The sequence below is a fragment of the Achromobacter sp. UBA4530 genome (assembly GCF_002388205.1).
Classification (GTDB): Bacteria; Pseudomonadota; Gammaproteobacteria; order Burkholderiales; family Burkholderiaceae_B; genus Achromobacter; species Achromobacter animicus.
Window position 1 is genome coordinate 1 of record NZ_DGMA01000007.1, and the last position, 26,770, is coordinate 26,770.

Sequence of the window (26,770 nt, forward strand, 5' to 3'; positions counted from 1 at the left end):
CAGGTTGGGGCAGCGATCAGCCAGGCGGGCCAGGCTGTCGGCCGACAGACGCGACTGGGCGCGGTTGTAGACGATGACGCCGATGTTGACGGACTTGCAGACCTGCTCGACGTGGGCGGCGATGCCGTCCTGCGAGGCTTCGGTCAGGTAGTGGGGCAGCAGCAGGACGCCCTTGGCGCCTTGGCGCTCGGCTTCTTGGGCGTAGGCGATGGCGGTGCGGGTGGGACCGCCGGCGCCGGCCAGGATCGGCACCTTGCCCTTGCAGGTCTGCACGGCGGTGCGAATGACGTCGGAGTATTCATCGGGGGCCAGCGAGAAGAACTCACCGGTGCCGCCGGCGGCGAACAGGGCGGTGGCGCCGTAGGGAGCCAGCCATTCCAGACGAGCCGCATAGCTCTTGGCGTTGAAATCGCCGTTCTGGTCGAAGTCGGTCACGGGGAAGGAAAGCAAACCTTCCGAAACAATGGCCTTGAGTTCTTGCGGAGTCGTCATGTTGCGCTCATCCCTAAATGGCCGTCGCAGGCGAAAGGTAGGTGCTTGCGAACGGGATGCGGTGGTAAAAGGTGAGTCATCGTACAACATCAATTTGCCGGATTCAAGGCGTGTCCCCATGTGGCGCAGCATTTACAAGGGGAAACCCGAAATTCCTTTCTAGAGCCTTTCAGCGATATTCTCTTGGTTGTACGATAACGTACGGTGCCCGCAGCGGGGCATCCATCAGGCTAAAGGATTCATCATGCAGGTTGCAGTCGAGCAGGCGCCCGTTCTCATCAAGATTCATCCCGACGACAACGTCGCCATCGTGGCCAACGATGGCGGATTGCCGTCGGGAACCGTTCTGCCCGATGGGCTTCAATTGGTCGACGCCGTGCCGCAAGGGCATAAGGTTGCCCTGACCGATCTGGCCGAGGGCGACGAGGTCCGGCGCTACAACGTGGTGGTCGGCTACGCCGCCAAGGCGCTGCCGCGCGGCAGTTGGATCAACGAGCGCGTCACCACGATGCCGACGGCCCGCACGCTGGAAGACCTGCCGGTCTCCACGCGGATTGCGCCGCTGCCGCCGCTCGAGGGCTACACCTTCCAGGGCTATCGCAACGCGGACGGCACCGTCGGCACGCGCAATATTCTTGCCATCAGCACCACGGTGCAGTGCGTGCAGGGCGTCGTCGAGCACGCGGTTGCGCGTATCCGCCGCGAACTGCTGCCGCTGTATCCGAACGTGGACGACGTGGTGGGCATCGAGCACACCTACGGCTGCGGCGTGGCCATTGACGCGCCCGGCGCGGCGATTCCCATCCGCACGCTGCACAACATTGCCCGCAACCCGAACTTCGGCGGCACGTCCATGGTCGTCAGCCTGGGCTGTGAAAAGTTGCAGCCGGACCGCCTCCTGGCGCCCACCGCCATTCCGATCCGCGCCGGCTCGGGCATGGGCGGCGACGGCGTGGACACCATCGTCCTGCAGGACGAAGAGAACATCGGCTTCGATTCGATGATCCAGCTCATCATGCGCACCGCCGAGCGCCACCTGCAGAAACTCAACGCCCGCCAGCGCGAAACCTGCCCGGTGTCGGACCTGACCGTCGGCGTGCAGTGCGGCGGCAGCGATGCGTTTTCCGGCGTGACGGCCAACCCTGCCGTGGGTTTTGCCACCGACCTGCTGGTGCGCGCCGGCGGCACGGTGATGTTCTCCGAAAACACCGAGGTGCGCGACGGCATCGACCAGTTGACCGCGCGCGCCGAAACGCCCGAAGTCGCGGACGCATTGATCCGCGAAATGGCCTGGTACGACGCGTACCTGCAGCGCGGCATGGCCGACCGCAGCGCCAACACCAGCCCCGGTAATAAGAAGGGCGGCCTGTCCAACATTGTCGAAAAGGCCATGGGCTCGATCGTCAAGTCGGGGTCCTCGCCGATCCATGGCGTGCTGTCGCCCGGCGACCGCCTGACACGCAAGGGCCTGATCTTTGCGGCCACGCCCGCCAGCGACTTCATCTGCGGCACGCTGCAGCTGGCTGCCGGCATGAACCTGCACATCTTCACCACCGGCCGCGGCACGCCCTACGGGCTGGCGCAGGTGCCGGTCATCAAGGTCGCCACGCGCTCGGCGCTGGCGCGCCGCTGGCACGACCTGATGGACGTGGATGCCGGCGTCATCGCCACCGGCCAGGCCTCGATCGAGGAAGTGGGCTGGCAGCTCTTTCAGATGATGCTGGACGTGGCCAGCGGCAAGAAGCAGACCTGTGCCGAAAAACTCAAGCTGCACAACGCCCTGGCGCTGTTCAACCCGGGCCCCGTGACCTGATCGGGACCCAACCCGTCCGTAGCGCCATCGCAGAAGAAAACCACCGAGAGGAGACAGCCGATGGAAATTGACCCGCAAGTCCAGGCCGGCCGGCGCCGGCTGCTGGGCGCCGCGCTTGCACTGGCCCCCGCCAGTCTGGTGCACGCGCAGTCTTTCAGCTTCACCCCGCAGCAGCGCTACCCGGACCCCTCGGTCCGGATCCTGGACCCGGAATTCGCCAAGTACCGCATCTACAGCAGCAGCGTGGAGCAGCTTGCGACCGGCTTCCGCTGGCTGGAAGGTCCGGTGTGGTTTGGCGACGGGCGCTATCTGCTCGCCTCGGACATTCCCAATAACCGCATCATCCGCTGGGACGAAGCCACGGGCGAAACCAGCGTGTTCCGCCATCCGTCCAACTTCAGCAACGGGCTCGCCCGGGATCGTCAGGGCCGCCTGCTGGCCTGCGAACACCTGACGCGCCGCGTCACGCGCACGGAATACGACGGCAGCATCACGGTGCTGGCGGACCGCTTTGACGGCAAGCCGTTCAATTCCCCCAACGACATCGTGTGCCAGCGCAATGGCGCCATCTGGTTCACCGATCCGCCCTTCGGCATCGGCGGGCACTGGGAAGGCGACAAGGCCACGCCCGAGCTGCCGCATTCCGTCTATCGCATCGATCCCGGCAACGGCCGTGTGACGCTGGCGCTTGCCGATCTGGCCGGTCCCAACGGCCTGTGCTTTTCGCCCGACGAGAAAGTGCTGTACATCGTCGAATCGCGTCACCAGCCCAATCGCGTGATCTGGGCCTTTGACGTGGGCGCGGACGGCGCGTTGTCCAACAAGCGCCTGCACGTTGACGCGCAAGGGCCCGGCGCCATCGACGGCATCAAGTGCGACGAGGCCGGCAACCTGTGGTGCGGCTGGGGCAGCAACGGCTCGCCCGACGCCAAAGCCGAGGACCTGGACGGCGTGATGGTGTTCAACCCCGCGGGCAAGGCCATCGGCCACATCCGCCTGCCGGAACGCTGCGCCAATCTTTGCTTTGGCGGCGCCAAGCGCAACCGCCTCTTCATGGCGAGCAGCCATTCGCTCTATGCCCTGTACGTGGAGACCCGCGGCGCGGCATAGGCACATCCCCACCGCGGCCTCACCAGGCCGCGGGACACTTCAACACACATACCAAACAGTGTGGAGACAGCATGAACCCGAGCAAGAGACAGTTCCTGGGCAGCGCCGCGGCGCTTTGCCTGACGCCCCTGGTGCCGGCATGGGCCCAATCGGCGGAATGGCCGACGCGGCCCGTGCGCATCGTCGTGCCTTACCCGCCCGGCGGCTCGTCGGACATCATCGCGCGCATCCTGGCGCCCCGGCTGGCAGAAGTGCTCAAGCAGACCGTGGTCGTCGAGAACAAGCCCGGCGCCAACGGCAACCTGGGCGCCGGTCTGGTGGTGCAGTCGGCTAACGAAGGCCACACGGTCCTCTTGTGCGACGTCGGCGCGCTGGCGATCAGCCCGTCCGTCTACACGAAGCTGACCTTTGATCCGTCCAAGGACCTGCGCGCCGTCGGTATGCTGGCGTATTCGCCGCACGTGCTGGCCGTGCACCCGGACGTGAAGGCCAAGACCGTGCAGGATTTGGTCGAGCTGTCCAAGAAAGAACGCATCAACTTCGCCGTCACCGCGATCGGCAGCGCGCCTCACCTGGCGGCCGTCGCGGTTCAGCAGGCCACGGGTGCGCAGTGGGAATACGTGCCGTACAAGGGCGGTTCGCAGGCGGTCACCGACACCATCGGCGGCCAGACGCAGATCATCATGAACGGGCTGCTGGCCACGCTGCCGCACATCAAGTCCGGCAAGCTGCGCGCGATCGCGATTTCCAAGAGCGAACGCATGAAGCTGGTGCCGGACATCCCCACCATCTCCGAGCAGGGCGTGAAGGGCTTTGAGTCCGGCACGTGGCAAGGCGTGATGGCCCCGTCCACCATGACCGACCCGGTGGCGGCCCGCCTGCAGATGCTGATGGCGCAGATCGTCACCCAGCCGGACGTCACGGCGCAGTTGAACGAGCAGGGCGCCGAGATCGTCACCAAGAGCCCGGCCGAACTTGCGCAGTTCTTCAGCAGCGAGCGCGCGCGCTGGGCCAAGGTCGTGGCCAGCACGGACATCCGCCTGGATTGAACGGCGCCGATCCCGCCTTGCGAGGGGCGGGGTTCGGGAGCACACTGGAATTGCGTCCAGGCTTCGGCCTGGACCGATTCCGTGGAGCTCGGTCCATGAAACCCTTGTTTGCCGCGGTGCTGGGGGCGTTGGGTGCGTTGTCGGCGCTGGCCGCTGCGCCTGCGCTGGCGCGCGATCCGCTTCCGACGGTGCCATCCCCGCCAACGTCGGCCCGCACCTTGCCGGATACGTGCCTGGGCACCGATTGCCCGCGCATCGTTGACCCGGGCAAGATCAATCGGGATTGCCTGGGCACCTCGTGTCCGGGGTCCCGCTATCCGTCGCCGGCGGCAACGCCCACGCGGCCGCAGGATCAGCCCGGGCTGAAGGCGCCCACTCGGACCTGGCTGCCGCCGATGCCGCCCCGGCCGGGTCAGACGCCGATAGGGCCGCTGACGCCCGCGCCCGCGTTGCCGCGATAGGCGCAGGGCTCGCGCATTATTCGTCGCCAGGCGGCATCACGAAACGGCATGGTGGACGCACGGCGCTCCAGGCCGCAGGTATGATGGCCTGCTTGCGCCTGTCAATCTCCGCGCCGGCCCACACGCGCCGCGCTTTCCGAAGACACCACACCCCATGAACGACCGCCTGCAGCAGACTCTGCGCCGCTTCGACGACTACAACGCCGCCGACCCCAACACGTTTACTTGGGAAGGCGAATCCTGTCCGCAGGAGCTGTTTCTTGCGCAAAAGCTGCACGAATGGGTCATGAAGCTGGCGCCCGATGCTTCCCAACCGTTGATCCTGGCGTCCCGGTGCCAGCACATCGGCCGCTGGGAGATCGCACGCGCCAGCTATCCCGAAGGCCGCATCGGCTACCTGACGTGGCGCAAGGCACTGGCACGGCATCACGCCGGCATCGCGCAGGAGATCATGAAGGAAGCAGGCTATCCGCAGGCAGATTGCGAGCGCGTGGCGGCGATCCTGATGAAGCAGGGCATCAAGCAGGATCCGGACGTGCAGGTCATGGAAAACGCGCTGTGCCTGGTGTTCCTGCAATACCAGTACGAAGCCTTTTACCCGGCGCACGAAGACAAGATCGTCGAGATCCTGCGCAAGTCGTTGCTGAAGATGGACGGCGCGGGGCATCAGCAGGCCATGACGCTGACCTATTCCGAGAAGGGCATGGGCTACATCAAGCAGGCGCTGGCGGCGCTGGAGTCGGCAGGCTAGATACAGCCGCATCAATGCAGAAAGGCCTGCGCCAGGCCGGGAAACATTGTCCCGNNCTGAATTGCTTTTGGCGGGCTTATTCGGACGCTTGGGGCGTGACGTCTGCCTGGGTGGCGTCAGTGGGCGTGACGTCTGCGGACGTCGCACCGGCGGCCTTCGTGTCGGCGGCTTTCACCTCTGCGGCTTTCACATCCACGGCTTTCACATCAGCGGACGGCACGTCGGCTGGTTGCGTGTCAGGGGCGGCGTCAGCAGCCGGCGCCGGGGTCTGCTCAGCAGCCGTCTGCGCCTTTTTCTCGGCCCGTGCGCGGGCGGCGTTGCGCGACGCGTTGCGAGATGCCATGCGCTTGGCGTGACGCGCTTCGTTGGCGGTCACGGCGCCGGCGGGTTCGCCGTTCAGGTCCACGCGCGGCGCGTCCTCGACCATGCTGGCCCAGTAGCGGCGGCCATCGCACCAGGTCTTGACGGCTTCCTTGATCTGCGCCTCGTCGAGCTGCAGTTGCTCGGCGTGTTGCACCAGGTCCGCCAGCACACCCAGCTTGAGGGGCAGCTTGGGCGCGGGGTTCTTGGGGAAAGCCTTGGGAAAGTGACGTTGCAGGCGCGAAATGGCGACGACCACGGGATCGACCGGCGTCTCGCGCTTTTCGGGACGCGGCGCACGCTGGCCCTTGTCGCCGCCTTGCGCGCGCTTTGCCTTGTCGCCGCCTTGCGGACGCGGACCCTTGCCGGCGCCTTGCGGGCGGCGCGGCTTGTCCGTGCCTTGCGGTCGCGATTCGTTCTTCGAGCCTGCCTTGTCAGGCGACTGCTTGATAAGCAATTCCCGGATCGCGGCTAATTGTTCTAGTCCCATGTGCTACACAAAAAAAAGGTTGAGGCGGCGAGCGTATCCGCTGCGCCGCCAGTTGTCGGCCTTTCAGCAGCCCTGAAAACTTCTACCCGGAGATGACCACGAGCAGCGCCAGCGACAGCAGGATGCCGAACGCGGCCAGGGCAAACGGCAGTAGTAGAACATACACGCCGCGTTCTTGCCCCCGTCCATGCGCCAAACCGGCCGCAATCGACATCCGGACCGGCGAAAAAATCCCCATCGACGTGCCCGAGACGTGCAGCAGCGCGGCGGCCGCGGGCACGTTCAGACCGGCCTGAAGGGCTAATGATAGCTGGGAAGACATGAACAGGCTGTTCGGCGCATTGCCGCTGTTGGCCAGAATGCCGAACGCGCCGGCCAGAAGCGGCGTGATCAGGATAGTCCAGTCGCGCAGGCTCGAGAATAATCCATCGGCATACGCCCGGGAAATGCCCGCGCCCGCCAGCACCTCGGCCATCATTGCAAACAGAAAGACGGACATGACGGCATGACGTCCTGTCATCCACGCGGCGCGTGCCTGAGTCCGCAGCGCGCCCGGGTGGCGTTGCCAGGCGGCCATGGCTACCGCGCCCGCGATCAGCCAGCTTCCGGCGTGCAGAAAAGGCATCCAGGCCGGCAGGTCCGCATAAGGCTTGAAATCGGCCACGCCGGCAAGGCCGCGATTCAGGCCGGGGACGAGCCGCGTAGCCACCAGCCAGGCGATGAGGGCGATGTAGGGCAGGGCGCGGCGTGCGGCGTCCAGCGCTTGCCCGCGATCGGGCTTGCGGTCCGCCAGGAAGCGCAGCACGATCAGCGGACCATAGGCTGTCAGCAGCGCCGTTTCCGGTCCCAGCAGTGCGGTCGCTGCCGTCAGCAAGGCCAGGCTCGCGGCCATCCAGCCCGCTTCACGCCCCAGTTCGGCCGCAGGCGCGGACAGCGCCGCGCGTGCGGCAGTGCGCCAGTACAACGCCAGCCACACCCACATCAGCAGCGCCACGGGCACCATGCTGTAAAGAGCAAGCTGCGTGGCCGGCACCCGCGCGTAGGCCGAGGCCAGCAACGTGCCGCTTCCCATCGCGCCCCACGGGATGAGTGTCTGGCTGAGCAGCGCGAACACCATGGTCTCGCGCGGCTTCAGGCCCAGCGGGCGGATCAGCATCACCGTTCCCAGCATGCCCACGCCGAAGCCCGTGGCGGACTCGGCAAACGGGCCGACCAGGAAACAGGCGAAGAAGAGCAGCCGGCGCCGTGCGAGGGGTTCGAGACGCATGGCGTCCGGCGGATTGCCTGCCGCGCCCTTGCTCATGCCGCCCTGCGCCGCCATCTGCCAGAACAGCAGGCCGCCGAGGATGTAGGGGGTGATGATCCAGCCGATCCAGAGTCCGCGTTCCAGGGCAACGGCCAGTTGCGCCAGCGCGAACGGCGCGGGCGCGGCGAGCAGGGCGATGGGCAGCGCCGCCAGCAGGCCCAGCGCGGCGGCGATGGTCGTGTTGACGCGCCCGCTCGCGATCGCGGCGATCACGGTCAGCGCCGGCAGGGACCACAGCAGGTACATCATGAAAGAAACATCCGCATCGCCCGGGTGAAGTCGCGGCGCAAAGCGTATCAGTCTATGGCCGCAGCGGGTAGCTGTGGCGATGGGCGGCGCGAACGTGGGCGACGAAGGCGGCGGGCGGGGCGCAGACAGGAACGCGGGCGTACAGGCAGACCCCAGACGCAAGAACGCCGGCTGGCGTTTGCACGCGAGCCGGCGTTCGGGGGTGACGGGTCAGGTCGGGATTGCGTTGTCTACTGGTTCGCGCCGCGGATGTTGCCGGCGATACCGCCGGCTGCACCGCCAATGGCGGCCCCGGTCCAGGCACTGCCCCCCGCGATGGCGGCAATGCCGGCGCCCGCCGCGGCGCCCATCAAGCCACCCGTGACGGTGCCTTGCTGTTCCTTGGTCATGTTGGTGCATGCGGCCAGCGATGCCATCGCAATGGCCAGGCCTATCGTGCGGATAGTCTTCATGGCGGCTCCTAGGGGGTGCGTTTCGTCTTGGTGGCAGGCACGACGATCTCAAACCAGATCGTCTCCATGACGGGGCGATCCAATTGGCCCGGATTGGCGGCATACCAGCGGTCGATGGTCTCGCGCACCGAGTCCAGCGTCTGGTTCTGAAGGCCCGCGGAGAACTTGGGCACCAGCGTCTGGGTATCCGGCACGGCCCGGCGTTGCTGATAGGCGCGTTCAACCTCAAGCGCATTGGCCACGCCCAGCAGATAGGCCTTCTTGAGGTTGGCGTCGGAATCGGTCCAGTGCTTGCCGGTGATGATCGGGGCGGGGTCCGAGGGGGCGGCCGTGACAGCCGACCCGACAAGCATCGAGAGGGCTACGGTCGCTGGGCCAAGCAGGTGTTTTACTCGCATCGCATCGCTCCTGTTGGGGGAACAAAAGATAGAAAACAACCTTCGCGCGCGATTCGGGCGGGGGGATCGAGATGACCGATCGAAAAGCGGTACCGATCAATTTATGCCTGAATGCGTGGTCATGCAAGACCGGATTACAGGACGGATCGGCCGCTTCGGAATGCTCAATAGGCGGCGGACGGGGCGGGCGCCGCGGCGTTCGGGTCCGCGCAAGAGAAGCTTGCCGCCAGCCGGCGGGCGCTATTTGCGTAAAGCAGCACGTCAACGCCTACCGCCACGAAGGTGCAGCCCAGTTCCAGGTAACGGCGCGCCAGCGCGGGGTCCGATGTCAGGGTGCCGGCTGCTTTGCCGTGTTCGATGATGACTTGCATGGCGCGCTCGATGGCGCTTTGCACGTCCGGATGCCCGGGCCGCCCCCGATACCCCATGGACGCGGCCAGATCGGCCGGCCCGATGAACACGCCATCCACGCCGGGCAACTCGCAGATCGCCTCCAGGTTCGACAGCGCCTGCACCGTTTCCGCCTGCACCAGCAGGCAGATCTCGTCGTCGGCGATTTCCAGGTAGTCCTGACGGGCGCTCCAGCGAGATGCGCGCCCCACGGCGCTGCCCACGCCGCGTATGCCTTGCGGCGGATAGCGGGTCGCGGCCACCAGGGCGCGGGCTTGATCGGCGGTGTCGACCATCGGCACCAGCAGGTTCTTCGCGCCGATGTCCAGCATCTGCTTGATGAGTGCGGTGTCTCCGGCCACCACGCGCACCACGGGCTGGGCGCGGTAGGGCGCGACGCTCTGCAGGGCGGCCAGGGTGCCGCGCAGGTCGTTCGGTGCGTGCTCGCCGTCGATCAGCAGCCAATCGAAGCCTGCCGTGGCGGAAACCTCGGCCAGATAGGGGTCGGCCATCGAGAGCCACAGGCCGACCTGGGCCTGGCGCGCGGCAAGGGCCGTCTTGAAAGGATTGTGTGCGGGCATGCGAGAAGGTTCCTGAAATGACGGGTCAGCTGACGATGCCCAGATGCCAGGGCACGAATTCATGGTTGCCCAGGCCCAGTGCTTCGCTCTTGGTCGGCGCGCCGGAGGCCGCGCGCAGGATATGGTCGAAGATGCGTTGTCCCATCTGTGCGATGTCTACCTCGCCATCGAGCACCGCGCCGCAATTGATGTCGATGTCTTCCACCAGGCGCGCATACATGCTGCTGTTGCTGGCAAGTTTGAGCGTGGGCGCGGGCTTGGAGCCGAACATCGACCCGCGGCCTGTCGTGAAGCAGATCAGGTTGGCGCCGCTGGCGATCTGGCCGGTGACGGCGACGGGGTCGTAGCCGGGCGAATCCATGAAAACCAGGCCTGCGCGGTCGATGGGCTCGGCATATTCATACACGGCCTGCAGCGGCGTCGTGCCGCCTTTCATGGCGGACCCCAGCGATTTCTCGAAAATGTTGGCCAGGCCGCCTTGCTGGTTGCCGTGGCCGACGACGCCGTTGAACTGCGCGTTGTGTCCGGCCGTGTACCTTTCCCACCAGGCCAGCCGGTCCAGCAGTTTCTGGCCCACTTCCGGCGTGACGGCGCGGCGGGTCAGCAGGTATTCCACCCCGTGGATCTCCGGGGTTTCGGACAGGATCGCCGTGCCGCCGTGCCGCACCAGGATGTCCATGGCTGCACCCAGCGCAGGATTGGCCGTGATGGCGGAGTAGCCGTCCGATCCGCCGCATTCCAGACCGATCTTGAGGTGGCTTGCCGGCACGGGGCTGCGGCGCGCGGCATCGGCCAGCGGCAGCATCTCGTTGATGGCCCGGATGCCGGCCTCGATCGTGGCCCGGGTGCCGCCCGTGTCCTGCATCACGAGCGTACGCACCCGCGCGTCCCCGGCCAGATCCTGCGATTCGATCAGCGCCGACACCTGATTGCGTTCGCAGCCCAGCCCTACGATCAGCACGCCGGCCAGGTTCGGGTGCCGCGCGTAGCCGGCCAGCGTGCGTCGCAGGACGTCGAAATGCTCGCTGGGCGACGACATGCCGCAACCGCTCGTCTGCGCGAACGCCACTACGCCGTCCACGTTGGGAAACGCGGCAAGGCGTTCGGGCGTGAAGTGCTGCGCGATGTGGTGGATGACCGTCGCGGAACAGTTCACCGACGCGAGGATGCCGATGAAATTGCGCGTGCCCACCCGGCCATCCCCCCGAACGTAGCCCTGAAACGTCGCGCGTTCGGCCTCGGGCAGGATGTCGACCGGCCGCACATCGCGGCAGAAGCCCGGATCCCGCTCGAAGTCCGCGAGCGCAAGATTGTGTGCATGCACGTGCTCGCCGGCTTCGATATCGCGCGCGGCCACGCCGATGATCGCGTCGTACTTGCGCACGGGCGTGCCTGCCGGAATCCGGCAGGCCGCAATCTTGTGGCCGCCCGGCACCTGCGCGCGTACCCGCAGGCCCAGCGCCGGGATAGGCATGCCCAAGGCCAGGGCCTCCCGGGCGACCAGCACATTGTCGTTGGCGTGCAGCCGGATCAAGGGATTGGAAGTCACCGGGGATCAGCCTTTCTGCAGCATTTCTTTCAGTTTCAGGCGCGCGATCAGCGCGGTCTCCTGCGCATAGACCGACGCCACATAAGCCTGGTAATCCGGCCCGTCCAGGTACATCACCGGCGCATCGATGCGGTCGGCCACCTGCTTGAAGGCGTCGCTCCTGACCGCAGTGCGGAAGGCCTCGCGCAGCTTGCGCTCGACGGCGGGGTCCAGGCCCTTGGGCGCGCCGATGCCGTTGGGGGCCTCGACCACGACGTCGTAGCCCAGTTCTTTCAGGGTGGGCGCCTCCTTGAAACGCGAGGCGCGCGACTCGCCCCAGGTCGCCAGAAGCCGCAGCTTGCCTGCCTCGACATGCGGCGCCCACGAGCTTGAATCCGCCAGCAGATCGATCTGCCCGCCCAGCACATCCTGCAGGGCGGCCGCGCCGCCCTTGTAGGCAATCGCATTGAAACGCACGCCGGCCGTCATGGCGAACTCTTCCATGCCCACATGCGTCGCGCCGCCGATGCCGGCGTGGCCGTATGTCAGCTTGCCGGGATTGGCCTTTGCGTAAGCCACGACCTCCTGCAACGTCTTGAACGGCGAGCTGGCAAGCACTGCGATGCCGAAGGTCTGGCCCGACGTACGGGCCAAATAAGTCAGTTCGCTGCGCGGATCGAGCTGCAACAGTCCCAATTGCGAGAAACGCGCCACCGAAATGGGAATCTGGCCGATGGTGTAGCCGTCGGGCTGCGCCTGCGACAGCGACTTCGTGCCGATCATGCCCGAGGCGCCCGCGCGGTTCTCAACCACGATGGACTGGCCCAGCACGCCCGACGCCACCTGGCAGAGCGCGCGCATGGACTGGTCCGCGGTGCCGCCAACGGGCCAGGGGCAGATGAAGGTGATGGGGCGCTGCGGATAGTCCGCGGCGCGTGCCAGGCCGGGGGCCAGCAGGCCGGCCGCGCCGGCGCCAGCCATGGCGCCCAGACAGGCGGCGCCCGCCAGGAACCTGCGCCGGCCCCGGTCAGGGGTGGGGATGTGCCTCATGGTTTGTCTCCGATGTGATTATTTTTGTGAGCACCCTCAAGGCTACAAGGCCGCCCGGATCTATTCTCGTGAGCTTATATATAACTATCCAATAGAATTGCCGCATCGAAAGATAACAAGTCTGATATGTAAGGATGTTGGCATGGCGCACCTGGACCGCGTGTTCCGCTCAAACCTGAAGCTGCGTCACCTCCAATTGGTGGTGGCGCTGGACGAGTTCCGGCATTTGGGGCGCACGGCCGAGTTCATGGCGGTCAGCCAGCCGGCGGTGTCGCGCATGCTGTCGGAGGTGGAGTCCATGCTGGGTCTCGCGCTGTTTGCGCGGTCCGTGCGCGGCACGGAGCCCACCGACGCGGGCGCTGCAGTGGTGCGCTTTGCGCGCGGCGTGTTGGCGCAGTACGAGCGCACGCGTGATGAGATCGACGCCGCCGCAAGCGGCGCGGCCGGCAAGACGCGGGTGGGGGCGATGGCGGTCGCGCTGCCGGTGCTGCTGGCGCGGGCCGTGCATGCCTTGAAGCTGCGGTCGGCGCGCGCAACCGTCCTGATCGAAGAGGGCGACCTGACCCATCTGCTGCCCAAATTGCGGCTGGGCGAACTGGATCTGTTCGTGGGAAGGCTGGAGCCAGGCTACGCCGCGCCCGATCTGCATGCCGAAGCGTTGTTCGAAGAGCCGATGGTAGTGGTGGCGGCGCCCGGCAGCGACGTGGCAGGCCGCAGCGCACCGGGGTGGGCGGATCTGGCGGCGTTGCCTTGCGTGATGCCGCCGCCGTGGGCGTCATTGCGGGTAAAACTGGAGCAGCAGTTCCATCATCGCGGCCTGCAGCCGTCGTCCGATCTAATGGAAACGTCGTCCTACCTGTCCACGCTGACCTTCATTCGCGAGCGCAATGCGGTGGGATTTCTGGCGAGGTCAGCCGCCCGCAGTTTCGAGCGCCAGGGCCTGTGCCGGATCCTGGACGTGCCGCTGGACCTGGCATTGCCGCCGGTCGGCATCATCACCTTGCGTGAAGCCCGGCTGCCTGCGGCCAGCGCGCACCTGATCGAATGCCTGAAGAACGAGGCAACGGCGCTGATGGCTGATGCGGCAAACGGCGCCGGTTAGGCCGGCGCCGTTCCCGCGATGGACTTTACTTCGCGGCGGTGGTCTGTGCCGCGGCGGGCGCCAGCGCCTGCAGGAGCAGCTTGGCGTTGGCCTGCAGGTCGGCAACGGGATCGGCCCCGTCGGTGGCCAGCACGACGGCCTTGGCGCCGCCGGCTTCGATGGCCTGGCGCAGTTCCGGCGTGGGCTCGCGGTGCAGCAGCGCGGCGGCCGCGCCGTTGTCCTTGAGAGTGGCGGTCAGCGCCGCCAGCGTCTCAGGTGTCCAGTCCTTGTCGTCGCGCGCGTTCGTGTCGATCAAATCCAGATTGAACTCGGCAATCAGGTAGGGCAGGCGCTCGGATAGGCTGACGACGGCCACGTTCTCAGCCTGAGCCAATCCGGCCTGGCTGCTGGCGTTCAATTCGACCAGCGTGCGCTTGATCTGCGCCAGGTTCTCGGCGATGCGCTTGTCGTCGGACGGGGACAGGCGCCCCAGATCGGCGGCGACGATGTCGGCCATGCGTCCCAGGTTGACGATGCTGAGCCACGGGTAGGCGGCAAACTGTCCGCCGGGGCGCGTGTCGCTTTGCAGGGCAATGCCGTTCAGCGCACCATCGAGCGGGCGGGCGGCGTCGATTTCGACGATGCGGATGTTGGTGCGCCGCGCGTTGGCGTAGAGCGGATCGTCGGGCCAGATGGAGCGCAGGCCGACCGCGGCGTCCGCCGATGCGGCGGCCTTTTGCAGCGCAGCGCCGCCGCGCCCGCTGAAATACGACGTGAGGCGGGTGGCGGGCAGGTTGGCGGGCGCGGCGCGCTCCACACGGATGGTGCTGCCTTTGGCCAGGCTGTCGGTCAGCGCAAACACGACGGGATGCGCGGCCAGCACGGTGACGCTGCCCGTGGCGGCGGCCGTGGCTTCAGGCTGCGCGGCGCGCGCGGCGCGGCCGGATTTGGCCGCTTCCTGGGCTTGCGCCGTGACGGCGGCGCCCAGCGCGGATGCCAATGCCACGGCCAGGGCGGCGCGGCGCAGGGTGACTGACTTCAAACTCATGCTGCATTTCCTTTCAGGCCGGGGACCAGGCCGCGTGCCAGGGCCGAGATCGCAAACAAAACACCCGCGACCAGAATGATGGCCGCGCCGGATGGGATCGGCAGTTCCAGTTCGATGGGCAACATGATGCCGGCCAATGTGCTGAACAGCGCGAACAGCACCGACATCGTGAAAAAGCCCTTGAGCGACTGCGCCAGCATCCGCGCCGCAGCCGCCGGAATCACCAGCAGGGCGCCGACCAGAATGGCGCCGATCACCTTGACCGAGGCCACCGTGACCAGCGTCACCAGGATCACGAACAGGTAGTCCATGGCCTTGACAGGCACGCCGCGCACGGCGGCCAGCTGCGGATTGAAGCTCGCCAGCATCAGCCGGTTGTAGTTGGGCAGGGCCAGCGCCAGCGCCAGGATCGCCACGCACGTCAGAACCGACAGGTCGTTGCTGTTGACGGTAAGCACCGAGCCGAACAGCACGTTTTCCAGGATGTGGATGTTGATGCGGCCTGACAGCACGAGCAACAGGCTTGCGCCCAGCGCCAGCGACACCGACAGGAACACGCCAATCAGCGTGTCGGGCGTGAGGCGCGTGCGATTGCTGAGGAAATTGAGCAGGATGCCGAAGATGAGGCAATAGCTGAACAGGCTGCCATACGGCCCGGTGTAGGGCTCGCCCAGCAGGATGCCGATTGCGACGCCGGTCAGCGCGGCATGGCCAACGGCTTCCGAGAAGAACGCAAAGCGCTTGACCACGACCAGCGTGCCCAGGCCGCCCAACACCGGTCCGATGATCAGGCCCGCAAGCAGGGCGTTGATGACGAAGCCGAAGGCCAGCGATTCCGGCAACACGCCGGATTCCGCCGCGCTCTGAATGAGCTGGCGCAGGTTGTCGAAAAAGGCGTTCATGCGGCGCGCTCCTGCGGCTGATTGCCAACGCGCGGCCGGGTTGAAAAGAGCGCAAGCAGGCGGTCGGGCGTCAGCACCTGCGCGGGCGGGCCGTCGCAAAGCACCTGGCGGTTCAGGCCGGTGACGCGATCGGCCAGGCGGCCAACGGCCTCGAGGTCGTGTTCGATCCACAGCACGGTCACGCGCTGCGCGCGCCAACTGTCCAGCAGTTCTTCAAACACGCGCACGCCGGCTTCGTCCAGCGCCGACATGGGTTCGTCCAGCACCACCATCGACGGGCTGGGCACCAGGCCCTGGGCCAGCAGCACGCGCTGGCGCTCGCCGCCCGACAGCGCGCCCATGCGGCGGTTGCGCTTGTCCTGCATGCCAACGCGTTCCAGCGCGTCGCCGATTTCTTTCGATTTCGCGCGCGACAGGCCAAGGAACGCAGGTTTGCGCTGGCACATCGCGGCCATGAAATCGTTGACGGTCATGGGCAGGCCACGATCGAACTCAAGGGCCTGGGGGATGTAGCCGATGACGCCCGCCCGGTCGCCCGGCCACGCCACGCTGAGCTTGCCGCGATGCGGCATCTGGCCCAGCAGCGTCTTGACCAGCGAACTCTTGCCGCCGCCGTTGGGGCCGACCAGCGCATGCACGCTGCCTGCCGCAACGGTAAAGGCGACGTCGCTGAGGATGTCGGTACGGCCGAGCGTCAGGGAGATGTGGTCGAAGGTCAGCGTGGGACCCATTGCGCCGCCCGGGTGAGCTGTCACGGGGCCGGTCACGCGCCGGCCTCTTCGATGGCGCGCACCACGGTGGCCAGGTTCTGCTTCATTTCTTTTTCGAACTGCTCGGGGCTGTATTCGCCATACGAGATGTGCGACAGCGCATACAGCTTCACGCCGGTCTCGCGCTGGATCGTCTCGACATACGCGGACGGGAAGTTCAGCTCGGAGAAGATCACCTTGACGTCCGCCGCGCGCAATTGCTCGATGGTGCCCTTGAGCTGCGCGGGGCTGGGCTCGATGCCGTGCGCCGGTTCCACGACCGCAGTGACTTCCAGGCCGAACTCTCGCAAGAGGTAGTCGTAGGCGCCATGGATCGTGGCCACGCGCAGGTCCGCGTTGGGCGCTTTTGCAAGCTGGCCAAGGGCGTCGGCGCGCAGCTTGCGCAGACGCTGGCCATAGGCGCGTGCATTGGCGGTGTAGGTCTGCGCGTTGGCCGGGTCGATACGGCCCAGTTCGCGTGCAATGGTGTTGATCTGGGCGATCGAGGCGGTGATCGACAGGAACGTGTGCGGATTCACGACCTTGCCGGAATCGCCGCCGCCGCGTGCGGCCATGCCCACGGCCGCCAGCAGCGGCACCTGCGCGTTCGCTTCGATCACGGGGATCTTCGGCGTTTCGCTGGCGGCGATCATGCGGTCCGCAAAGTCGTCATGGCCGATGCCGTTGAGCACCACGACATCCAGGGTGCCGATGCGCTTGATGTCTTCGGCACGCGGCTCGTAGGCGTGCGGATTGAAGCCCACCGGAATCAGCGGCACGACCTCGGCCTTGTCGCCCACGATGTTGGCGACGTAGCTGTAATAGGGATGCAGCGTCACGCCGATCTTCAGGCGCTTGGCCTCTTCGGCGTGGACGGGCGCGGCGAAGGCGCCGGCCAGCAGCGCCAGCGCGGCGATCGGCGCGGCGCAGCGGCGCAGGAGCTGTGAGAAAGACGAAAAGGCAGACATAAATCCGTAGGCTCGTGTCGGAAGACGAAGGGGGAGGGGCCCGTTCAGGGCTTGTTCTGGCGGGTCACGCCGGCGTCGAACTGAGCGACGACCTGGCGCCAGCCCGCGGCGGCCAGCGCGGCGTCGTCGGTGGCAGCGGGCACGCGGGCCGCGGCATCGCGGGCCAGCCAGACATCGGCTTGGGCGTCCGCGCCATGGTCATGACCATGGCCGTCCTTGGCGTGGCCGTCTTCGGTGCGCAGCAGGAATGATCCGGCCAGCGCAACGTCGGCCGTCTGGCCCACGTATAGCGCCTTACCGCTCTGGCGTTGGAGCCGCCAGGCGTGTCCACCGCGCACGGCGGTGCTGTTGTCCGCCACAAACGGCGGCAGCCCCTGCGCGGCCAGTTCTTCAACCGAAGGCAGCGGCTCGCCGGCCTGCAGCGCGAAGCCGATTTCCTCGTAGGCGACGCGCAGGTCGGCGTAAATGCCTTGTTCGGCGGGCGTCAGGTCGCGCCGCGCATCGATCTGGGTGGCGGCGAGCGGCGCGCTTTCGGGCGGCGCTTCACGCAGACCGATATAACCTGCGGCGGCCGCGACGATGACCAGGCAGGCGCCCAGCACCGCCAGCGTTTCGTGTCCGGCGCCCGCGGGTCGGATGACTTGTGTATGCATGCTGCGAAGGCCGGGGCTTACTGGATGTCGACGTGGTCGATTTCAACGACGTGGCCGGGGCCCGCGTCGAACAGCACGTAGAACTCGCCGTTGGGCCGCTTGAACGACATCTTGGAATCGGCATCCAGCTTGCCCGGCACGATGATCTGTTCGTCGTACGAGATCACGTCCATGGTGACGCCGGCGGCGCCGCTGCCGTCGGAGAATCCGCCGGTGCACTGGATCTGTTCCTTGCCATCGGCCTTGCATTCGGCCATGGGGTTGTGCGCCAGGGCGGTGGCGCTGGCGCTCAGCAGCGCGCCCAGCAGGGCAGCGCGAAGGCCGTTAGCGAAAATTGCATTCATCGGGATGCTCCTTGTTTCTTCAGCCACTCGACGGTGGCGGGGGAGGCCATGGCAAGCGGCCAGGCCGCCTGGTGCACCGAACCGTCCCAGCCTTCCGCGGTGACCCAGAGCTCGGCGTCCGGGGCGGTGCGCGGCGGGATCGGCACGGTGGCAAAGGCCCGGTGCGGGCTGCCAAAGAAAATCGAACCTGCGGCACGCAGGCTGCGCGGTTTGCCCACGCGCACGTAGACCGCGCGGATCTGATCCTTGCAGCCTTCGCACTGGGCCATGGTGAAGGTCTTGACCATGCCGGCGGGGTCGGACTGGGGCGGCTCGACCTTCCACTCGGCAAACTTCAACTTCCAGGGACCCACGTCCAGCTCGCCCGCGGGGCGCTGGCCCAGCCCCATCAGCCCGCGCGACAGCGCCAGGTTGTCGAAATACTTCGGGACGTAAATGATGGGCAGGATGAGCAGCAGGGCGCTCAGGTGAAAACGCCAGCGGCGCCAGAAACTGGGTTTGGCCGCGGCGGCGTCCAGGGTGGCGGTCTTGCTCATTCGGTCACCTCGCGAGCGGCGGTACGGTCTGCGCGGGCAGGGCGCAGGGCTTTGGCAGTGGCTTGCGCGGTGCGCTTGGTCCAGATCAGGAGGCCGCTGAGCGACATCATGGTCAGCAGGAGGCCAAACAGGAACCACACCAGCTTCAGCCAGAAGCCGCCGAAGTCGCCGGTATGCAGCGGCCGCATGGATTCGGTGAAGAACTCCAGGCCGTTGCGGTCGGACAGGCGGCGCACTTCCTCGACCGCGCCGTTGTACGGATTGATCTTGGCGTACTGGAACATCAGCGGGTACGCGCCGCGGCCCGAGATGGTGATCGGGTCATACGCGTTGCCGGGGAAGAAGACGTGCTGCGTTTCCAGGCCGGGCAGTTCGCGCTCGGCAATGGCAACGATCTCGTCGAGCGGCAGGCGTTTGACGGTTTCGCCGGCGGCGACGGTGGGCACCTGATCGCGGGCCACGACAGCCGGCACGCCCTGGGTCGAAATGGTGGTCGCCGTGTCGGACAGGATCGCCTGCGCCAGGAACCAGATCGCGCTGACCGAAATCAGCAGGATGAACCAAACCGACCACAGACCCGACAGGCGGTGGAAGTCGCCCCAGAAAATGCGAGCGCCCTGGCCGACGCGCAGGCGCGGTTTCTGGAAATAGGCGCGCCAGAACCGCTTGTAGACCACCAGTCCGGTGATCAGCGACAGCAGCATCGGAATCGACAACAGCGAGACCAAGTACCAGCCCCAGCTATAGCCATTGTTGAACGGGATCAGCAGCCAGCCGTGCAGCGCGCGCATGAATTGGCGCAGGTCGAAGTTCAAGGCCGGACCTTGCACGTGGCCGGTGTACGGGTTGACGTAGATCGAGGTGAAGCGTGCGCCCGGATAACCCACGGCGGCCGTCAGGGCGAACTGCGATTCCTCAGGCCAGGACAGGCGCTGCACCGACGCTTCGGGTTCCTGTTTGGCGATGGAGTCCATCAGGGCCTGGTAGCCCATGCGGGGCGTATCGGCATCGGGCGCCTGGGCGCGAACGGCGGGGTTGATGAGCCAGACGATTTCCTGGCTGATGACGGCGATGGTCCCGGTCGCACAGATGAAGAAAAGGAAAATCCAGATTGGCAAGGCCAGCCAACTGTGGACGAGAAACCATAATTTGGAGCGCGATGGCTTGGCCATTCAAAAGCTATCCGGTAGACAGAAGAGGGTTGCCTGGTCCCCATTTAAGGGAGGCGTCAGGCGGAATTCTAGCAATAATAGTTCTCAATTGTCTTAGTCGCCCCTTTGATCCGGCGCGCCGCGCCGGCGCAAAGCATCCGGAATTGACGGCCCGATGTTTAAAATGCCGGCTTGGCGACGGAATCGGCCGTCGCCCGGAAATCCCGCATGCCCGCCCGATCGTCCTGTCCGTCCTCCCGTCCAGTCTGCGCCGCCACCCTCGTGCGGCTGTTGCTGCTGCTTCTGCTGGTGGTGCGGGCCTTCGTGCCGGTCCGATACATGCCGGACGCGCAGGCGCTGAAGCAGGGGCGCCTGGAACTGGGCTTCTGTGCCGCGGGCGGCGGGGTGTTTCCCGGCATGTCGGGCGGGGCCGATGCGCACACCGCCCACACCGATTCCTCTCATGACCACCATGAGCACCACGATTCTTCCCAGCACGTGGGCGCCGGCCAGGAATGTCCGTTCGGGCTGAGCGCACACCCGGCGCTGCTCGTGCCGCCCACTGTCGCGCTGGTTCCTGCCTTGCTCGGCTGGTGGGTGCAGGCGCCCCGACTGACCGACAGTCCGCGGCCGCCCATGCCGGCCGCCGGGCCGCCGCTGGGACAGCGCGCTCCGCCTCGAATCACCGGATGACATCTGTCGCCGTGCGCGCCAAGCGCACGATTGCCGCCTGCTGCAGGCGGCGTCCGTTGTTTTCGAGATCATCATGTCCACTGAGACCCTGGTTAGTCCGGCCGCCTCCACGCGGCCGAGGGCGGCAAGCGGCAGCGCGTTGCTCGCGCTGATCACCCGGCTGCATTTCTATATAGGCCTGTTCGTCGGCCCCTTCATCCTGGTCGCGGCCGTGACCGGCACGCTGTTCGTGCTGACCCCGCAACTGGAAAACCTCATCTACGCCGAGCAGTTGCGCACCACTTCCACGGGCGCGGCGCAACCCCTCGCGGCGCAGGTCCAGGCAGCGCAAAGCCAAGTCGGACCGGGTCCGCGCCTGTTCGCCGTCCGGCCCGCGCCCGGCCCCGGCGAAACCACGCGCGTGATGTTTACGCAGCCCGGCATGGGCGATTCCGAAGCCCGCGCGCTATTTGTGGACCCCGTCACGCTGAAGATCCAGGGCGACATGGTCGTCTACGGCACCAGCGGCACGCTGCCTTTCCGGACCAAGCTGGACTACCTGCACCGCAACCTGATGTTGGGCGACCTGGGCCGCAACTACAGCGAACTGGCGGCGTCGTGGCTCTGGATTGCGACGCTGGGCGGTCTGGTGCTGTGGTTTGCCCGGCGCGGGCGCGACAAGACGTTGGAAGCCCGCAGCCCGCGCCTGCGCGCCCGGCACTGGCATGGACTGCTGGGGTTGTGGATCGGCATCGGCCTGGTGTTCTTCTCGGCCACCGGGCTGACCTGGTCCAACTGGGCCGGTGCGCGCGTGGACCAATTGCGCGCGCAGTTGGGGTGGATCACGCCGGCGGTGTCGTTGAAATTGCCCGACGCCGGGATGCCCGCCATGGCAGCCATGCCCGAGGGCGGCGAGCATGCCCATCATCATGGCGGCCAGCATGGCCACGCCGCCATGTCGCCGGCGCCGGACACCGTGCCGGCGGGCTTTGACCGGGTGTTGCAGGCCGCGCGCCAGGGCGGCATCGACAGCAGCCAGCTCGAAATCCGGCCGCCGCGCGGCGCTGGCCAGGCGTGGTTGGTGCGCGAGGTGGACCGCTCCTGGCCCACCCAGGTCGACACCATCGCCGTGGATCCGACCACCTATGCCATCACCAGCCGTGCCGACTTCGACACCTTTCCGCTCATCGCCAAGCTGATCCGCTGGGGCGTGGACATGCACATGGGCATCCTGTTCGGCTGGCCCAATCAACTCCTGATGGCCGCCATTGGCATCGCCCTGACGACGATGATCGTGCTGGGCTACCGGATGTGGTGGCTGCACCGTCCGGCTGCCGGCGCGGCAGGGCGGACGCTGACTCACGCCTGGCGCGAGCTGTCATGGCCCGGACGGATCGGCGTGGCGGCGATCGCGCTGGCGCTGGGATGGAGCCTGCCGGTGATGGGTGTGAGCCTGGCCGTATTCCTGGTCATTGATGTGTTGCGCTGGGTAGCCGCCAGACGCGCTTGATATGCGTCAACGGGCGGTGCAGATGGGCGCGGGCAGACCGGATTCGGGGCCGGAACCGCGCTACCATCTGCGGCGTCAAGGGGATTTGATGTACACAAGCGCCACTGCTGCCAGACGATGGGTTTCGCTGTTCGCGGCGGCCCTGTTCGTCTTTCAGGCGCTGATTGCCTCTGCGGCGCTCGCCGCACCAAGTCCCGCCGGTATCTCGGGCGCCGCCGGCGCCACCACCATCATCTGCACGGCCAGCGGGCCGCGCGTCGTCACCATCGGCATCGAAGGCGCCACGCAAGGCGTCGAGCAGCACAGCGGCGCCATGCCGCATTGCTGCGTTGCCGGCTGCGCCATGTTGGGCGGCGCCACGCTGCCCGGACTGTGGCTGCTTGCCTGGCTGCTGCCTACGCTGGCGCAGCCTGCTACGGCGCCGGCCGCCGACGTTCCTTACTTCTCCAGTGCGCATGCCCGGCTGCAGCAGCAGCCGCGCGCGCCGCCACCCGTCGCCTGACGGCATTTCTCTCAGCATCACCGGTTTGCATCGCGGCGCCCACGGTTGACGGGCGCGCCGCCGGTTAGCGCCTGCTCATATCGCCGCTTTTGGCACGGATCCGTTTGAGGGTCCGGGCGCCGAGGCGCGCCCATGCATGGCCTGTCCGCGCGGGGGTCAACGCCCCGATTGCAGATTCCGACTCAGATTCCAAGTTGATCCAGATTCCCTATGCGCAAGCAACCGCAATTCGTCCGTATGACCTGCCTGGCCGCCGCCGTGGCCGCCACATTCTCCGCCGCCGCGCAGCCCATCCAGGACGGCGTAACCACGCTCGAACCCGTCGTCATCATGGGCGTGGCGCCCAGCGCGCCGCTGACCTTCACGACCGATCCGAAGCTGCCGCGCCAGCCGCTACCAGCCAGCGACGGCACCGACTACCTGAAGACCATTCCCGGCTTTTCGGCCATCCGGAACGGCGGCACCAACGGCGACCCGGTGCTGCGCGGCATGTTCGGTTCCCGCCTGAACATTTTGATCAACGGCACCTCCATGCCCGGCGCCTGCCCGTCGCGGATGGACGCGCCCAGTTCCTATATTTCGCCCGAGAATTTCGACCAGCTCACCGTCATCAAGGGACCGCAGACAGTGCTGTGGGGGCCGGGCGCGTCCGCCGGCACCGTCCGCTTCGACCGCGACACACCCCAGTTCACCGAGCCGGGCGTGCGTTTTGACGGCAGCCTGACCGGCGGCTCGTTCGGGCGCAACGACCAGACGGCGGACCTGACCATCGGCAACGAAAAGGTCTATACCCGAATCACCGCAAACCACTCGCATTCGCAGGACTACAAGGACGGCGACGGCAACACCGTGCCGTCGCGCTGGGACAAATGGAACGCGGATGTCACGCTGGGCTTCACGCCCGATGCGGACACGCTATATGAACTGACCGCCGGCACGGGCGACGGCGAGGCGCGATATGCCGGGCGCGGCATGGACGGCTCGCAATTCAAGCGGGAAAGTTTTGGACTGCGCTTTGAAAAACGTAACCTCGGGCCCGTCCTGAGTCAGGTCGAGGCACAGCTCTATTACAACTACGCGGACCACGTCATGGACAACTACACGCTGCGCGCGCCGGACCCGTCCAGCGCCATGGCGATGGCGATGGCCTCGGACGTGGACCGCGCAACCTGGGGCGGACGTGTCGCCAGCACCTGGAATCTGTCGCAAGACACCAGCCTGGAGGCAGGGATGGACTTCCAGCAAAGCCGCCACCGCGCCCGCAGCGGCTCGGACACCATGTCCTATCGCAGCCAGCCGTGGGTCAAGGACGCCGATTTTTCCAATACGGGTGTCTTTGGCGAATTGACCTGGCGCGCCGCACCGGACAGCCGCGTGATTGGCGGCGCCCGCGTCGACTGGGCGTCCGTCAAGGATTTCCGGCAGACCACCGGCGGCATGATGATGGTCATGCCCAACCCCACGGCGGGCGAACGGCGCAACGACACGCTCCCCAGCGGCTTCCTGCGCTATGAAAAGGATCTGGAATCGCTGCCCGCCACGCTCTATATCGGGCTGGGTCATGTGGAGCGGTTCCCGGACTACTGGGAACTGTTCTCGCCCAAGCGCGGTCCGGCCGGCTCGGTCAACGCCTTCCAAGGCGTCAAGCCGGAAAAGACGACCCAGCTTGATTTTGGCGCCCAGTACAAGACGGAAACGCTGGATGCGTGGTTCTCGGGGTATGCGGGGTACGTGGACGATTTCATTCTGTTCAATTACACGTCCGGCGGGATGATGGGGGCCACCTCGCAGGCGACGAACGTGGATGCCCGGATTTTTGGCGGGGAGTTTGGCGCGTCCTATGCCGTGACGCCGAGCTGGAAGGTGGGCGCCACATTGGCCTACGCCTGGGGCCAGAACCGAAGCGACGGCCGCGCGCTGCCGCAGATTCCGCCGCTGGAGGCCAAGCTCACCGCCGCCTATGACGACGGCACCTGGTCGGCGGGCGCCTTGTGGCGCATCGTCGCCCCGCAAAAACGCTACGCGCTAAACGAAGGCAACGTCGTGGGCAAGGATTTCGGTCCCAGCGCCGGATTTGGCGTGTTTTCCCTTAATGCGGGTTACGTCGTGAACAAGCAGGTTCGGTTGTCGCTGGGCGTGGACAACGTGTTCGACAAGACCTACAGCGAACACCTGAACCTGGCGGGGAATGCCGGATTTGGCTATCCGGCGGGCACGGCGGTGAACGAACCCGGCCGCAGCGTCTGGGCTCGGGTCAGCGTCCGATACTGACCGAAACGGGGTTGGGCACGCTACTTGCTGAAAGGGGGGTGAGGGTCATTCCTTGTCTTATGGAGAAGCATCATGGAAGAGTTCAAGTACACGCCCACCTTGTCCACCCCCCAGCCGATGACCAATGGCGAACGTTGCGCGTTGCGAACGCTTGCTGCGGCGCAGCAACTTTTGCACCCGGATCGTCCGCCGGCCGTCCTGATGTCGACGGTCGAAGCCGAATTGGCCAAATATGTAAAAGATACCTACCGGCCGCGCACGGCTTGGTAAGGCGCCAGGGCGGGGCGCCGCGCACTGACGGCGCCCGTCACGCGATCGGCGCCCGCATCACCAGCGCCGAGATGGTGTGATTTTTCCAGAACATCTGGTGGATACGGGGCAGCAGGGCTTGCAGCTCCGGCTCCGTCACGCCGTCGAACGTGACCAGTACGGCGGGACGATTTCCTTCGCTGGGGACGCGCTTCATGCCGTCCGGCGAAGGAAAGCCGTATTTGACTAGGAACGCCCGGACATCTTCGTCGCTGGTGGTGTCTTCCACCTGATTGATGAGCAGCGCTGCCATGGCGCAACCTCCAGAGGTCAGAATTTTTCGGGCACATACCGGAACGGATGTTCCGGCTGCGTGTAGCCCTTGGGCTTCTGTCGTTTGGGCAGGGTGATTTTTTCCCTGGCGCTGACGGTGTAGGGAATGTGTTCCAGCAGGTGGGTAATGATGTTCAGCCGGATTCGCTTCTTGTCGTCGGATCGTCCGACGTACCAGGGCGAGATCGACGTATCCGACGCCCGGAACATCTCGTCCCGGGCACGCGAGTAGTCGTACCAGCGGCTGTACGAATCCAGGTCCATCTTCGTCAGCTTCCAGGTCTTGCGCGCATCGTTGATGCGCGACTGAAGGCGGCGTGTCTGTTCCGCCTCGGTGACTTCCAGCCAGTATTTGAAGAGCAGGATGCCGGAGTCGATCATCACGCGTTCCACCAGCGGCACGGCTTTCAGAAAGGCGTCGACCTGCGCCTGGCTGCAAAACCCCATCACGCGCTCAACGCCAGCCCGGTTGTACCAGCTGCGGTCGAAGATCACGACTTCGCCCGCCGCGGGCAGGTGTGGCAGGTAGCGCTGCATGTACATCTGGGATTTTTCGCGCTCGGTGGGGGCGGGCAAGGCCACGACGCGAAAGACGCGGGGGCTGACACGCTCGGTCAGCGCCTTGATCGTGCCGCCTTTGCCGGCGCCGTCGCGCCCTTCGAACACGATGCAGACCTTGGCGCCCGTATCGACGACCCATTGCTGCAGCTTGACCAGCTCGACGTGAAGTTGGGCCAGTTCCCTTTCGTACTGCTTATTGGAAAGCTTGCCCGCCTCGGCGGTCTCGGGATTGTCCTTCTGCTTTTTCTTGTCGCCCATCGTCGCGCTCCGGAAGTCTTCCTGCCACGAATGAACGGCGCACGCGGGCGCCACATTTGATCTGAATATATTGCCGATTCATGGCGGTTTGGGAGCGCGTTACCAATGGAATTATGGTGCCGCAGTCCGCCGGGCCATTGGGTGGTGGTCACCCGACGAATGTTTCGGGAACGTTATTTGCTGTCGGGGTCCACGGCCACGTTTCCGCTGGCCGCAGCGAATCTGAGGTGACGAAAATGGAAGCAGATCATTCCGTTGGGCAGACATCTTCCCAGGACAACGCCGTAGAGGCGACCTCAACGCCCGACGATCTGCCGGTGCGGCCTGGCGCAGGCTCGCCGAGTACGGGCAGCGCGCCGCCGGTCAAGCCGTCGGATGCCAGTGAGAACACGCAGGGCAACGAAGTCAGCAACGAGGACATGGAGCCATCGGACGCCTCCGAATCCAATCCCGATCCCGCCGACTCGCAACGCACATCCTGAACACCAAGAGACCCCGAGGA

The 26,770-nt window shown here is 66.3% G+C and carries 30 protein-coding genes; 12 read left to right on the forward strand and 18 right to left on the reverse strand.

All coding sequences use genetic code 11. The annotated features are described in order from the left end of the window. On the reverse strand, positions 1-492 hold a 492-nt coding region (locus tag B2W22_RS04355), incomplete at its 3' end, for a dihydrodipicolinate synthase family protein (protein WP_286936323.1). 244 nt (positions 493-736) lie between these two features. Between B2W22_RS04355 and garD the strand changes: the two genes are divergently transcribed. From garD to B2W22_RS04380, 5 genes are all read left to right on the forward strand, one after another. After that, positions 737-2,305: a galactarate dehydratase gene (gene garD, locus B2W22_RS04360; RefSeq protein ID WP_175136458.1), complete on the forward strand. Its 1,569-nt coding sequence runs from the start codon at positions 737-739 to the stop codon at positions 2,303-2,305. Positions 2,306-2,365: 60 nt separating this feature from the next. Continuing rightward, on the forward strand, positions 2,366-3,415 hold the full coding sequence (locus tag B2W22_RS04365; protein ID WP_286936326.1) for an SMP-30/gluconolactonase/LRE family protein: 1,050 nt from the start codon (positions 2,366-2,368) through the stop codon (positions 3,413-3,415). 71 nt (positions 3,416-3,486) lie between these two features. Beyond that, positions 3,487-4,464 carry a Bug family tripartite tricarboxylate transporter substrate binding protein gene (locus B2W22_RS04370; protein WP_286936328.1) on the forward strand — a complete coding sequence of 326 codons (978 nt, stop codon included), beginning with the start codon at positions 3,487-3,489 and terminating at the stop codon, positions 4,462-4,464. A 95-nt stretch (positions 4,465-4,559) separates the two neighbouring features. Next, positions 4,560-4,925 (forward strand): hypothetical protein, encoded by a 366-nt coding sequence (locus tag B2W22_RS04375; protein WP_255595763.1) that lies wholly within the window; start codon positions 4,560-4,562, stop codon positions 4,923-4,925. Positions 4,926-5,079: 154 nt separating this feature from the next. Beyond that, positions 5,080-5,676: a DUF4202 domain-containing protein gene (locus B2W22_RS04380; RefSeq protein ID WP_286936331.1), complete on the forward strand. Its 597-nt coding sequence runs from the start codon at positions 5,080-5,082 to the stop codon at positions 5,674-5,676. 76 nt (positions 5,677-5,752) lie between these two features. Here the strand turns inward: B2W22_RS04380 and B2W22_RS04385 are convergent, their stop codons facing one another. From B2W22_RS04385 to B2W22_RS04415, 7 genes are all read right to left on the reverse strand, one after another. Continuing rightward, the gene (locus B2W22_RS04385) at positions 5,753-6,526 is read right to left on the reverse strand and encodes a ProQ/FinO family protein (RefSeq protein ID WP_286936333.1); all 774 of its coding nucleotides are present in this window, start codon (positions 6,524-6,526) and stop codon (positions 5,753-5,755) included. Positions 6,527-6,608: 82 nt separating this feature from the next. Beyond that, complete coding sequence (locus B2W22_RS04390) at positions 6,609-8,081, reverse strand: hypothetical protein (protein ID WP_286936335.1); 1,473 nt, start codon at positions 8,079-8,081, stop codon at positions 6,609-6,611. Between the two features lie 230 nt (positions 8,082-8,311). Then, positions 8,312-8,533 (reverse strand): hypothetical protein, encoded by a 222-nt coding sequence (locus B2W22_RS04395; RefSeq protein ID WP_056318016.1) that lies wholly within the window; start codon positions 8,531-8,533, stop codon positions 8,312-8,314. An 8-nt stretch (positions 8,534-8,541) separates the two neighbouring features. Further along, positions 8,542-8,931 (reverse strand): hypothetical protein, encoded by a 390-nt coding sequence (locus B2W22_RS04400; RefSeq protein ID WP_175121468.1) that lies wholly within the window; start codon positions 8,929-8,931, stop codon positions 8,542-8,544. Positions 8,932-9,095: 164 nt separating this feature from the next. Next, positions 9,096-9,902 carry a 4-hydroxy-2-oxoheptanedioate aldolase gene (gene hpaI / locus B2W22_RS04405; RefSeq protein WP_175121469.1) on the reverse strand — a complete coding sequence of 269 codons (807 nt, stop codon included), beginning with the start codon at positions 9,900-9,902 and terminating at the stop codon, positions 9,096-9,098. A 25-nt stretch (positions 9,903-9,927) separates the two neighbouring features. Next, a complete protein-coding gene (locus B2W22_RS04410) occupies positions 9,928-11,451 on the reverse strand; it encodes a UxaA family hydrolase (protein ID WP_286936338.1) in 1,524 nt (507 codons plus the stop codon). A gap of 6 nt (positions 11,452-11,457) precedes the next feature. Next, positions 11,458-12,480 (reverse strand): tripartite tricarboxylate transporter substrate binding protein, encoded by a 1,023-nt coding sequence (locus B2W22_RS04415; RefSeq protein WP_414631936.1) that lies wholly within the window; start codon positions 12,478-12,480, stop codon positions 11,458-11,460. A gap of 142 nt (positions 12,481-12,622) precedes the next feature. On the opposite strand from B2W22_RS04415, the gene B2W22_RS04420 reads away from it, so the two are divergent. Next, positions 12,623-13,582, forward strand: coding sequence for a LysR substrate-binding domain-containing protein (locus tag B2W22_RS04420; RefSeq protein WP_286936340.1), 960 nt, complete (start codon positions 12,623-12,625; stop codon positions 13,580-13,582). Between the two features lie 25 nt (positions 13,583-13,607). Here B2W22_RS04420 and B2W22_RS04425 read toward each other — a convergent pair whose 3' ends face one another. Genes B2W22_RS04425 through B2W22_RS04460 form a run of 8 tightly spaced genes read right to left on the reverse strand, consistent with a single transcriptional unit; the run spans position 13,608 to position 19,933 of the window. Next, positions 13,608-14,609 (reverse strand): metal ABC transporter solute-binding protein, Zn/Mn family, encoded by a 1,002-nt coding sequence (locus B2W22_RS04425; protein ID WP_175121473.1) that lies wholly within the window; start codon positions 14,607-14,609, stop codon positions 13,608-13,610. Then, a complete protein-coding gene (locus tag B2W22_RS04430; protein ID WP_175121474.1) occupies positions 14,606-15,511 on the reverse strand; it encodes a metal ABC transporter permease in 906 nt (301 codons plus the stop codon). The genes B2W22_RS04425 and B2W22_RS04430 overlap by 4 nt, the downstream gene beginning before the upstream one ends. After that, the gene (locus tag B2W22_RS04435) at positions 15,508-16,278 is read right to left on the reverse strand and encodes a metal ABC transporter ATP-binding protein (protein WP_239213696.1); all 771 of its coding nucleotides are present in this window, start codon (positions 16,276-16,278) and stop codon (positions 15,508-15,510) included. Before B2W22_RS04435 ends, B2W22_RS04430 begins: the two co-directional genes overlap by 4 nt. Further along, positions 16,275-17,228: a metal ABC transporter substrate-binding protein gene (locus tag B2W22_RS04440; protein ID WP_218343945.1), complete on the reverse strand. Its 954-nt coding sequence runs from the start codon at positions 17,226-17,228 to the stop codon at positions 16,275-16,277. Before B2W22_RS04440 ends, B2W22_RS04435 begins: the two co-directional genes overlap by 4 nt. Positions 17,229-17,272: 44 nt before the next feature. Continuing rightward, positions 17,273-17,881 (reverse strand): DUF6162 family protein, encoded by a 609-nt coding sequence (locus B2W22_RS04445; RefSeq protein WP_175121476.1) that lies wholly within the window; start codon positions 17,879-17,881, stop codon positions 17,273-17,275. 17 nt (positions 17,882-17,898) lie between these two features. Beyond that, positions 17,899-18,225: a hypothetical protein gene (locus B2W22_RS04450; RefSeq protein ID WP_175121477.1), complete on the reverse strand. Its 327-nt coding sequence runs from the start codon at positions 18,223-18,225 to the stop codon at positions 17,899-17,901. After that, positions 18,222-18,761, reverse strand: coding sequence for a thiamine pyrophosphate-binding protein (locus B2W22_RS04455; protein ID WP_175121478.1), 540 nt, complete (start codon positions 18,759-18,761; stop codon positions 18,222-18,224). Before B2W22_RS04455 ends, B2W22_RS04450 begins: the two co-directional genes overlap by 4 nt. Further along, positions 18,758-19,933, reverse strand: coding sequence for a PepSY-associated TM helix domain-containing protein (locus B2W22_RS04460; RefSeq protein ID WP_175121479.1), 1,176 nt, complete (start codon positions 19,931-19,933; stop codon positions 18,758-18,760). Before B2W22_RS04460 ends, B2W22_RS04455 begins: the two co-directional genes overlap by 4 nt. Before the next feature lie 207 nt (positions 19,934-20,140). Here B2W22_RS04460 and B2W22_RS04465 point away from each other — a divergent pair, with 207 nt between their 5' ends. The 5 genes from B2W22_RS04465 to B2W22_RS04485 all read left to right on the forward strand — a co-directional run bounded on the left by B2W22_RS04465 (position 20,141) and on the right by B2W22_RS04485 (position 25,137). Further along, the gene (locus B2W22_RS04465; protein WP_286936344.1) at positions 20,141-20,605 is read left to right on the forward strand and encodes a DUF2946 family protein; all 465 of its coding nucleotides are present in this window, start codon (positions 20,141-20,143) and stop codon (positions 20,603-20,605) included. 73 nt (positions 20,606-20,678) lie between these two features. Further along, positions 20,679-22,094: a PepSY-associated TM helix domain-containing protein gene (locus tag B2W22_RS04470; protein WP_286936346.1), complete on the forward strand. Its 1,416-nt coding sequence runs from the start codon at positions 20,679-20,681 to the stop codon at positions 22,092-22,094. Positions 22,095-22,182: 88 nt separating this feature from the next. After that, positions 22,183-22,596: a DUF2946 family protein gene (locus B2W22_RS04475; RefSeq protein WP_286936348.1), complete on the forward strand. Its 414-nt coding sequence runs from the start codon at positions 22,183-22,185 to the stop codon at positions 22,594-22,596. A gap of 210 nt (positions 22,597-22,806) precedes the next feature. Next, positions 22,807-24,867 (forward strand): TonB-dependent copper receptor, encoded by a 2,061-nt coding sequence (locus tag B2W22_RS04480; RefSeq protein ID WP_286936349.1) that lies wholly within the window; start codon positions 22,807-22,809, stop codon positions 24,865-24,867. A gap of 72 nt (positions 24,868-24,939) precedes the next feature. Next, positions 24,940-25,137, forward strand: coding sequence for a hypothetical protein (locus tag B2W22_RS04485; protein ID WP_175121484.1), 198 nt, complete (start codon positions 24,940-24,942; stop codon positions 25,135-25,137). A 37-nt stretch (positions 25,138-25,174) separates the two neighbouring features. On the opposite strand, the gene B2W22_RS04490 is transcribed toward B2W22_RS04485, so the two are convergent. Then, the gene (locus B2W22_RS04490) at positions 25,175-25,429 is read right to left on the reverse strand and encodes an RNA-binding protein (RefSeq protein WP_175121485.1); all 255 of its coding nucleotides are present in this window, start codon (positions 25,427-25,429) and stop codon (positions 25,175-25,177) included. A 17-nt stretch (positions 25,430-25,446) separates the two neighbouring features. Next, positions 25,447-26,268, reverse strand: a complete 822-nt coding sequence (ppk2, locus tag B2W22_RS04495) for a polyphosphate kinase 2 (RefSeq protein WP_175121486.1) — start codon at positions 26,266-26,268, stop codon at positions 25,447-25,449. A 236-nt stretch (positions 26,269-26,504) separates the two neighbouring features. Here ppk2 and B2W22_RS04500 point away from each other — a divergent pair, with 236 nt between their 5' ends. Next, on the forward strand, positions 26,505-26,750 hold the full coding sequence (locus B2W22_RS04500; RefSeq protein ID WP_286936353.1) for a hypothetical protein: 246 nt from the start codon (positions 26,505-26,507) through the stop codon (positions 26,748-26,750). Positions 26,751-26,770: the final 20 nt, after the last annotated feature.

Coding starts and splice junctions, on each gene's coding strand:
- garD (WP_175136458.1), top strand. CDS start 737: ATGCAGGTTGCAGTCGAGCAGGCGCCCGTTCTCATCAAGATTCATCCC.
- B2W22_RS04365 (WP_286936326.1), top strand. CDS start 2,366: ATGGAAATTGACCCGCAAGTCCAGGCCGGCCGGCGCCGGCTGCTGGGC.
- B2W22_RS04370 (WP_286936328.1), top strand. CDS start 3,487: ATGAACCCGAGCAAGAGACAGTTCCTGGGCAGCGCCGCGGCGCTTTGC.
- B2W22_RS04375 (WP_255595763.1), top strand. CDS start 4,560: ATGAAACCCTTGTTTGCCGCGGTGCTGGGGGCGTTGGGTGCGTTGTCG.
- B2W22_RS04380 (WP_286936331.1), top strand. CDS start 5,080: ATGAACGACCGCCTGCAGCAGACTCTGCGCCGCTTCGACGACTACAAC.
- B2W22_RS04385 (WP_286936333.1), bottom strand. CDS start 6,526: ATGGGACTAGAACAATTAGCCGCGATCCGGGAATTGCTTATCAAGCAG.
- B2W22_RS04390 (WP_286936335.1), bottom strand. CDS start 8,081: ATGATGTACCTGCTGTGGTCCCTGCCGGCGCTGACCGTGATCGCCGCG.
- B2W22_RS04395 (WP_056318016.1), bottom strand. CDS start 8,533: ATGAAGACTATCCGCACGATAGGCCTGGCCATTGCGATGGCATCGCTG.
- B2W22_RS04400 (WP_175121468.1), bottom strand. CDS start 8,931: ATGCGAGTAAAACACCTGCTTGGCCCAGCGACCGTAGCCCTCTCGATG.
- hpaI (WP_175121469.1), bottom strand. CDS start 9,902: ATGCCCGCACACAATCCTTTCAAGACGGCCCTTGCCGCGCGCCAGGCC.
- B2W22_RS04415 (WP_414631936.1), bottom strand. CDS start 12,480: ATGAGGCACATCCCCACCCCTGACCGGGGCCGGCGCAGGTTCCTGGCG.
- B2W22_RS04420 (WP_286936340.1), top strand. CDS start 12,623: ATGGCGCACCTGGACCGCGTGTTCCGCTCAAACCTGAAGCTGCGTCAC.
- B2W22_RS04425 (WP_175121473.1), bottom strand. CDS start 14,609: ATGAGTTTGAAGTCAGTCACCCTGCGCCGCGCCGCCCTGGCCGTGGCA.
- B2W22_RS04430 (WP_175121474.1), bottom strand. CDS start 15,511: ATGAACGCCTTTTTCGACAACCTGCGCCAGCTCATTCAGAGCGCGGCG.
- B2W22_RS04440 (WP_218343945.1), bottom strand. CDS start 17,228: ATGTCTGCCTTTTCGTCTTTCTCACAGCTCCTGCGCCGCTGCGCCGCG.
- B2W22_RS04445 (WP_175121476.1), bottom strand. CDS start 17,881: ATGCATACACAAGTCATCCGACCCGCGGGCGCCGGACACGAAACGCTG.
- B2W22_RS04450 (WP_175121477.1), bottom strand. CDS start 18,225: ATGAATGCAATTTTCGCTAACGGCCTTCGCGCTGCCCTGCTGGGCGCG.
- B2W22_RS04455 (WP_175121478.1), bottom strand. CDS start 18,761: ATGAGCAAGACCGCCACCCTGGACGCCGCCGCGGCCAAACCCAGTTTC.
- B2W22_RS04460 (WP_175121479.1), bottom strand. CDS start 19,933: ATGGCCAAGCCATCGCGCTCCAAATTATGGTTTCTCGTCCACAGTTGG.
- B2W22_RS04465 (WP_286936344.1), top strand. CDS start 20,141: ATGCCCGCCCGATCGTCCTGTCCGTCCTCCCGTCCAGTCTGCGCCGCC.
- B2W22_RS04470 (WP_286936346.1), top strand. CDS start 20,679: ATGTCCACTGAGACCCTGGTTAGTCCGGCCGCCTCCACGCGGCCGAGG.
- B2W22_RS04475 (WP_286936348.1), top strand. CDS start 22,183: ATGTACACAAGCGCCACTGCTGCCAGACGATGGGTTTCGCTGTTCGCG.
- B2W22_RS04480 (WP_286936349.1), top strand. CDS start 22,807: ATGCGCAAGCAACCGCAATTCGTCCGTATGACCTGCCTGGCCGCCGCC.
- B2W22_RS04485 (WP_175121484.1), top strand. CDS start 24,940: ATGGAAGAGTTCAAGTACACGCCCACCTTGTCCACCCCCCAGCCGATG.
- B2W22_RS04490 (WP_175121485.1), bottom strand. CDS start 25,429: ATGGCAGCGCTGCTCATCAATCAGGTGGAAGACACCACCAGCGACGAA.
- ppk2 (WP_175121486.1), bottom strand. CDS start 26,268: ATGGGCGACAAGAAAAAGCAGAAGGACAATCCCGAGACCGCCGAGGCG.
- B2W22_RS04500 (WP_286936353.1), top strand. CDS start 26,505: ATGGAAGCAGATCATTCCGTTGGGCAGACATCTTCCCAGGACAACGCC.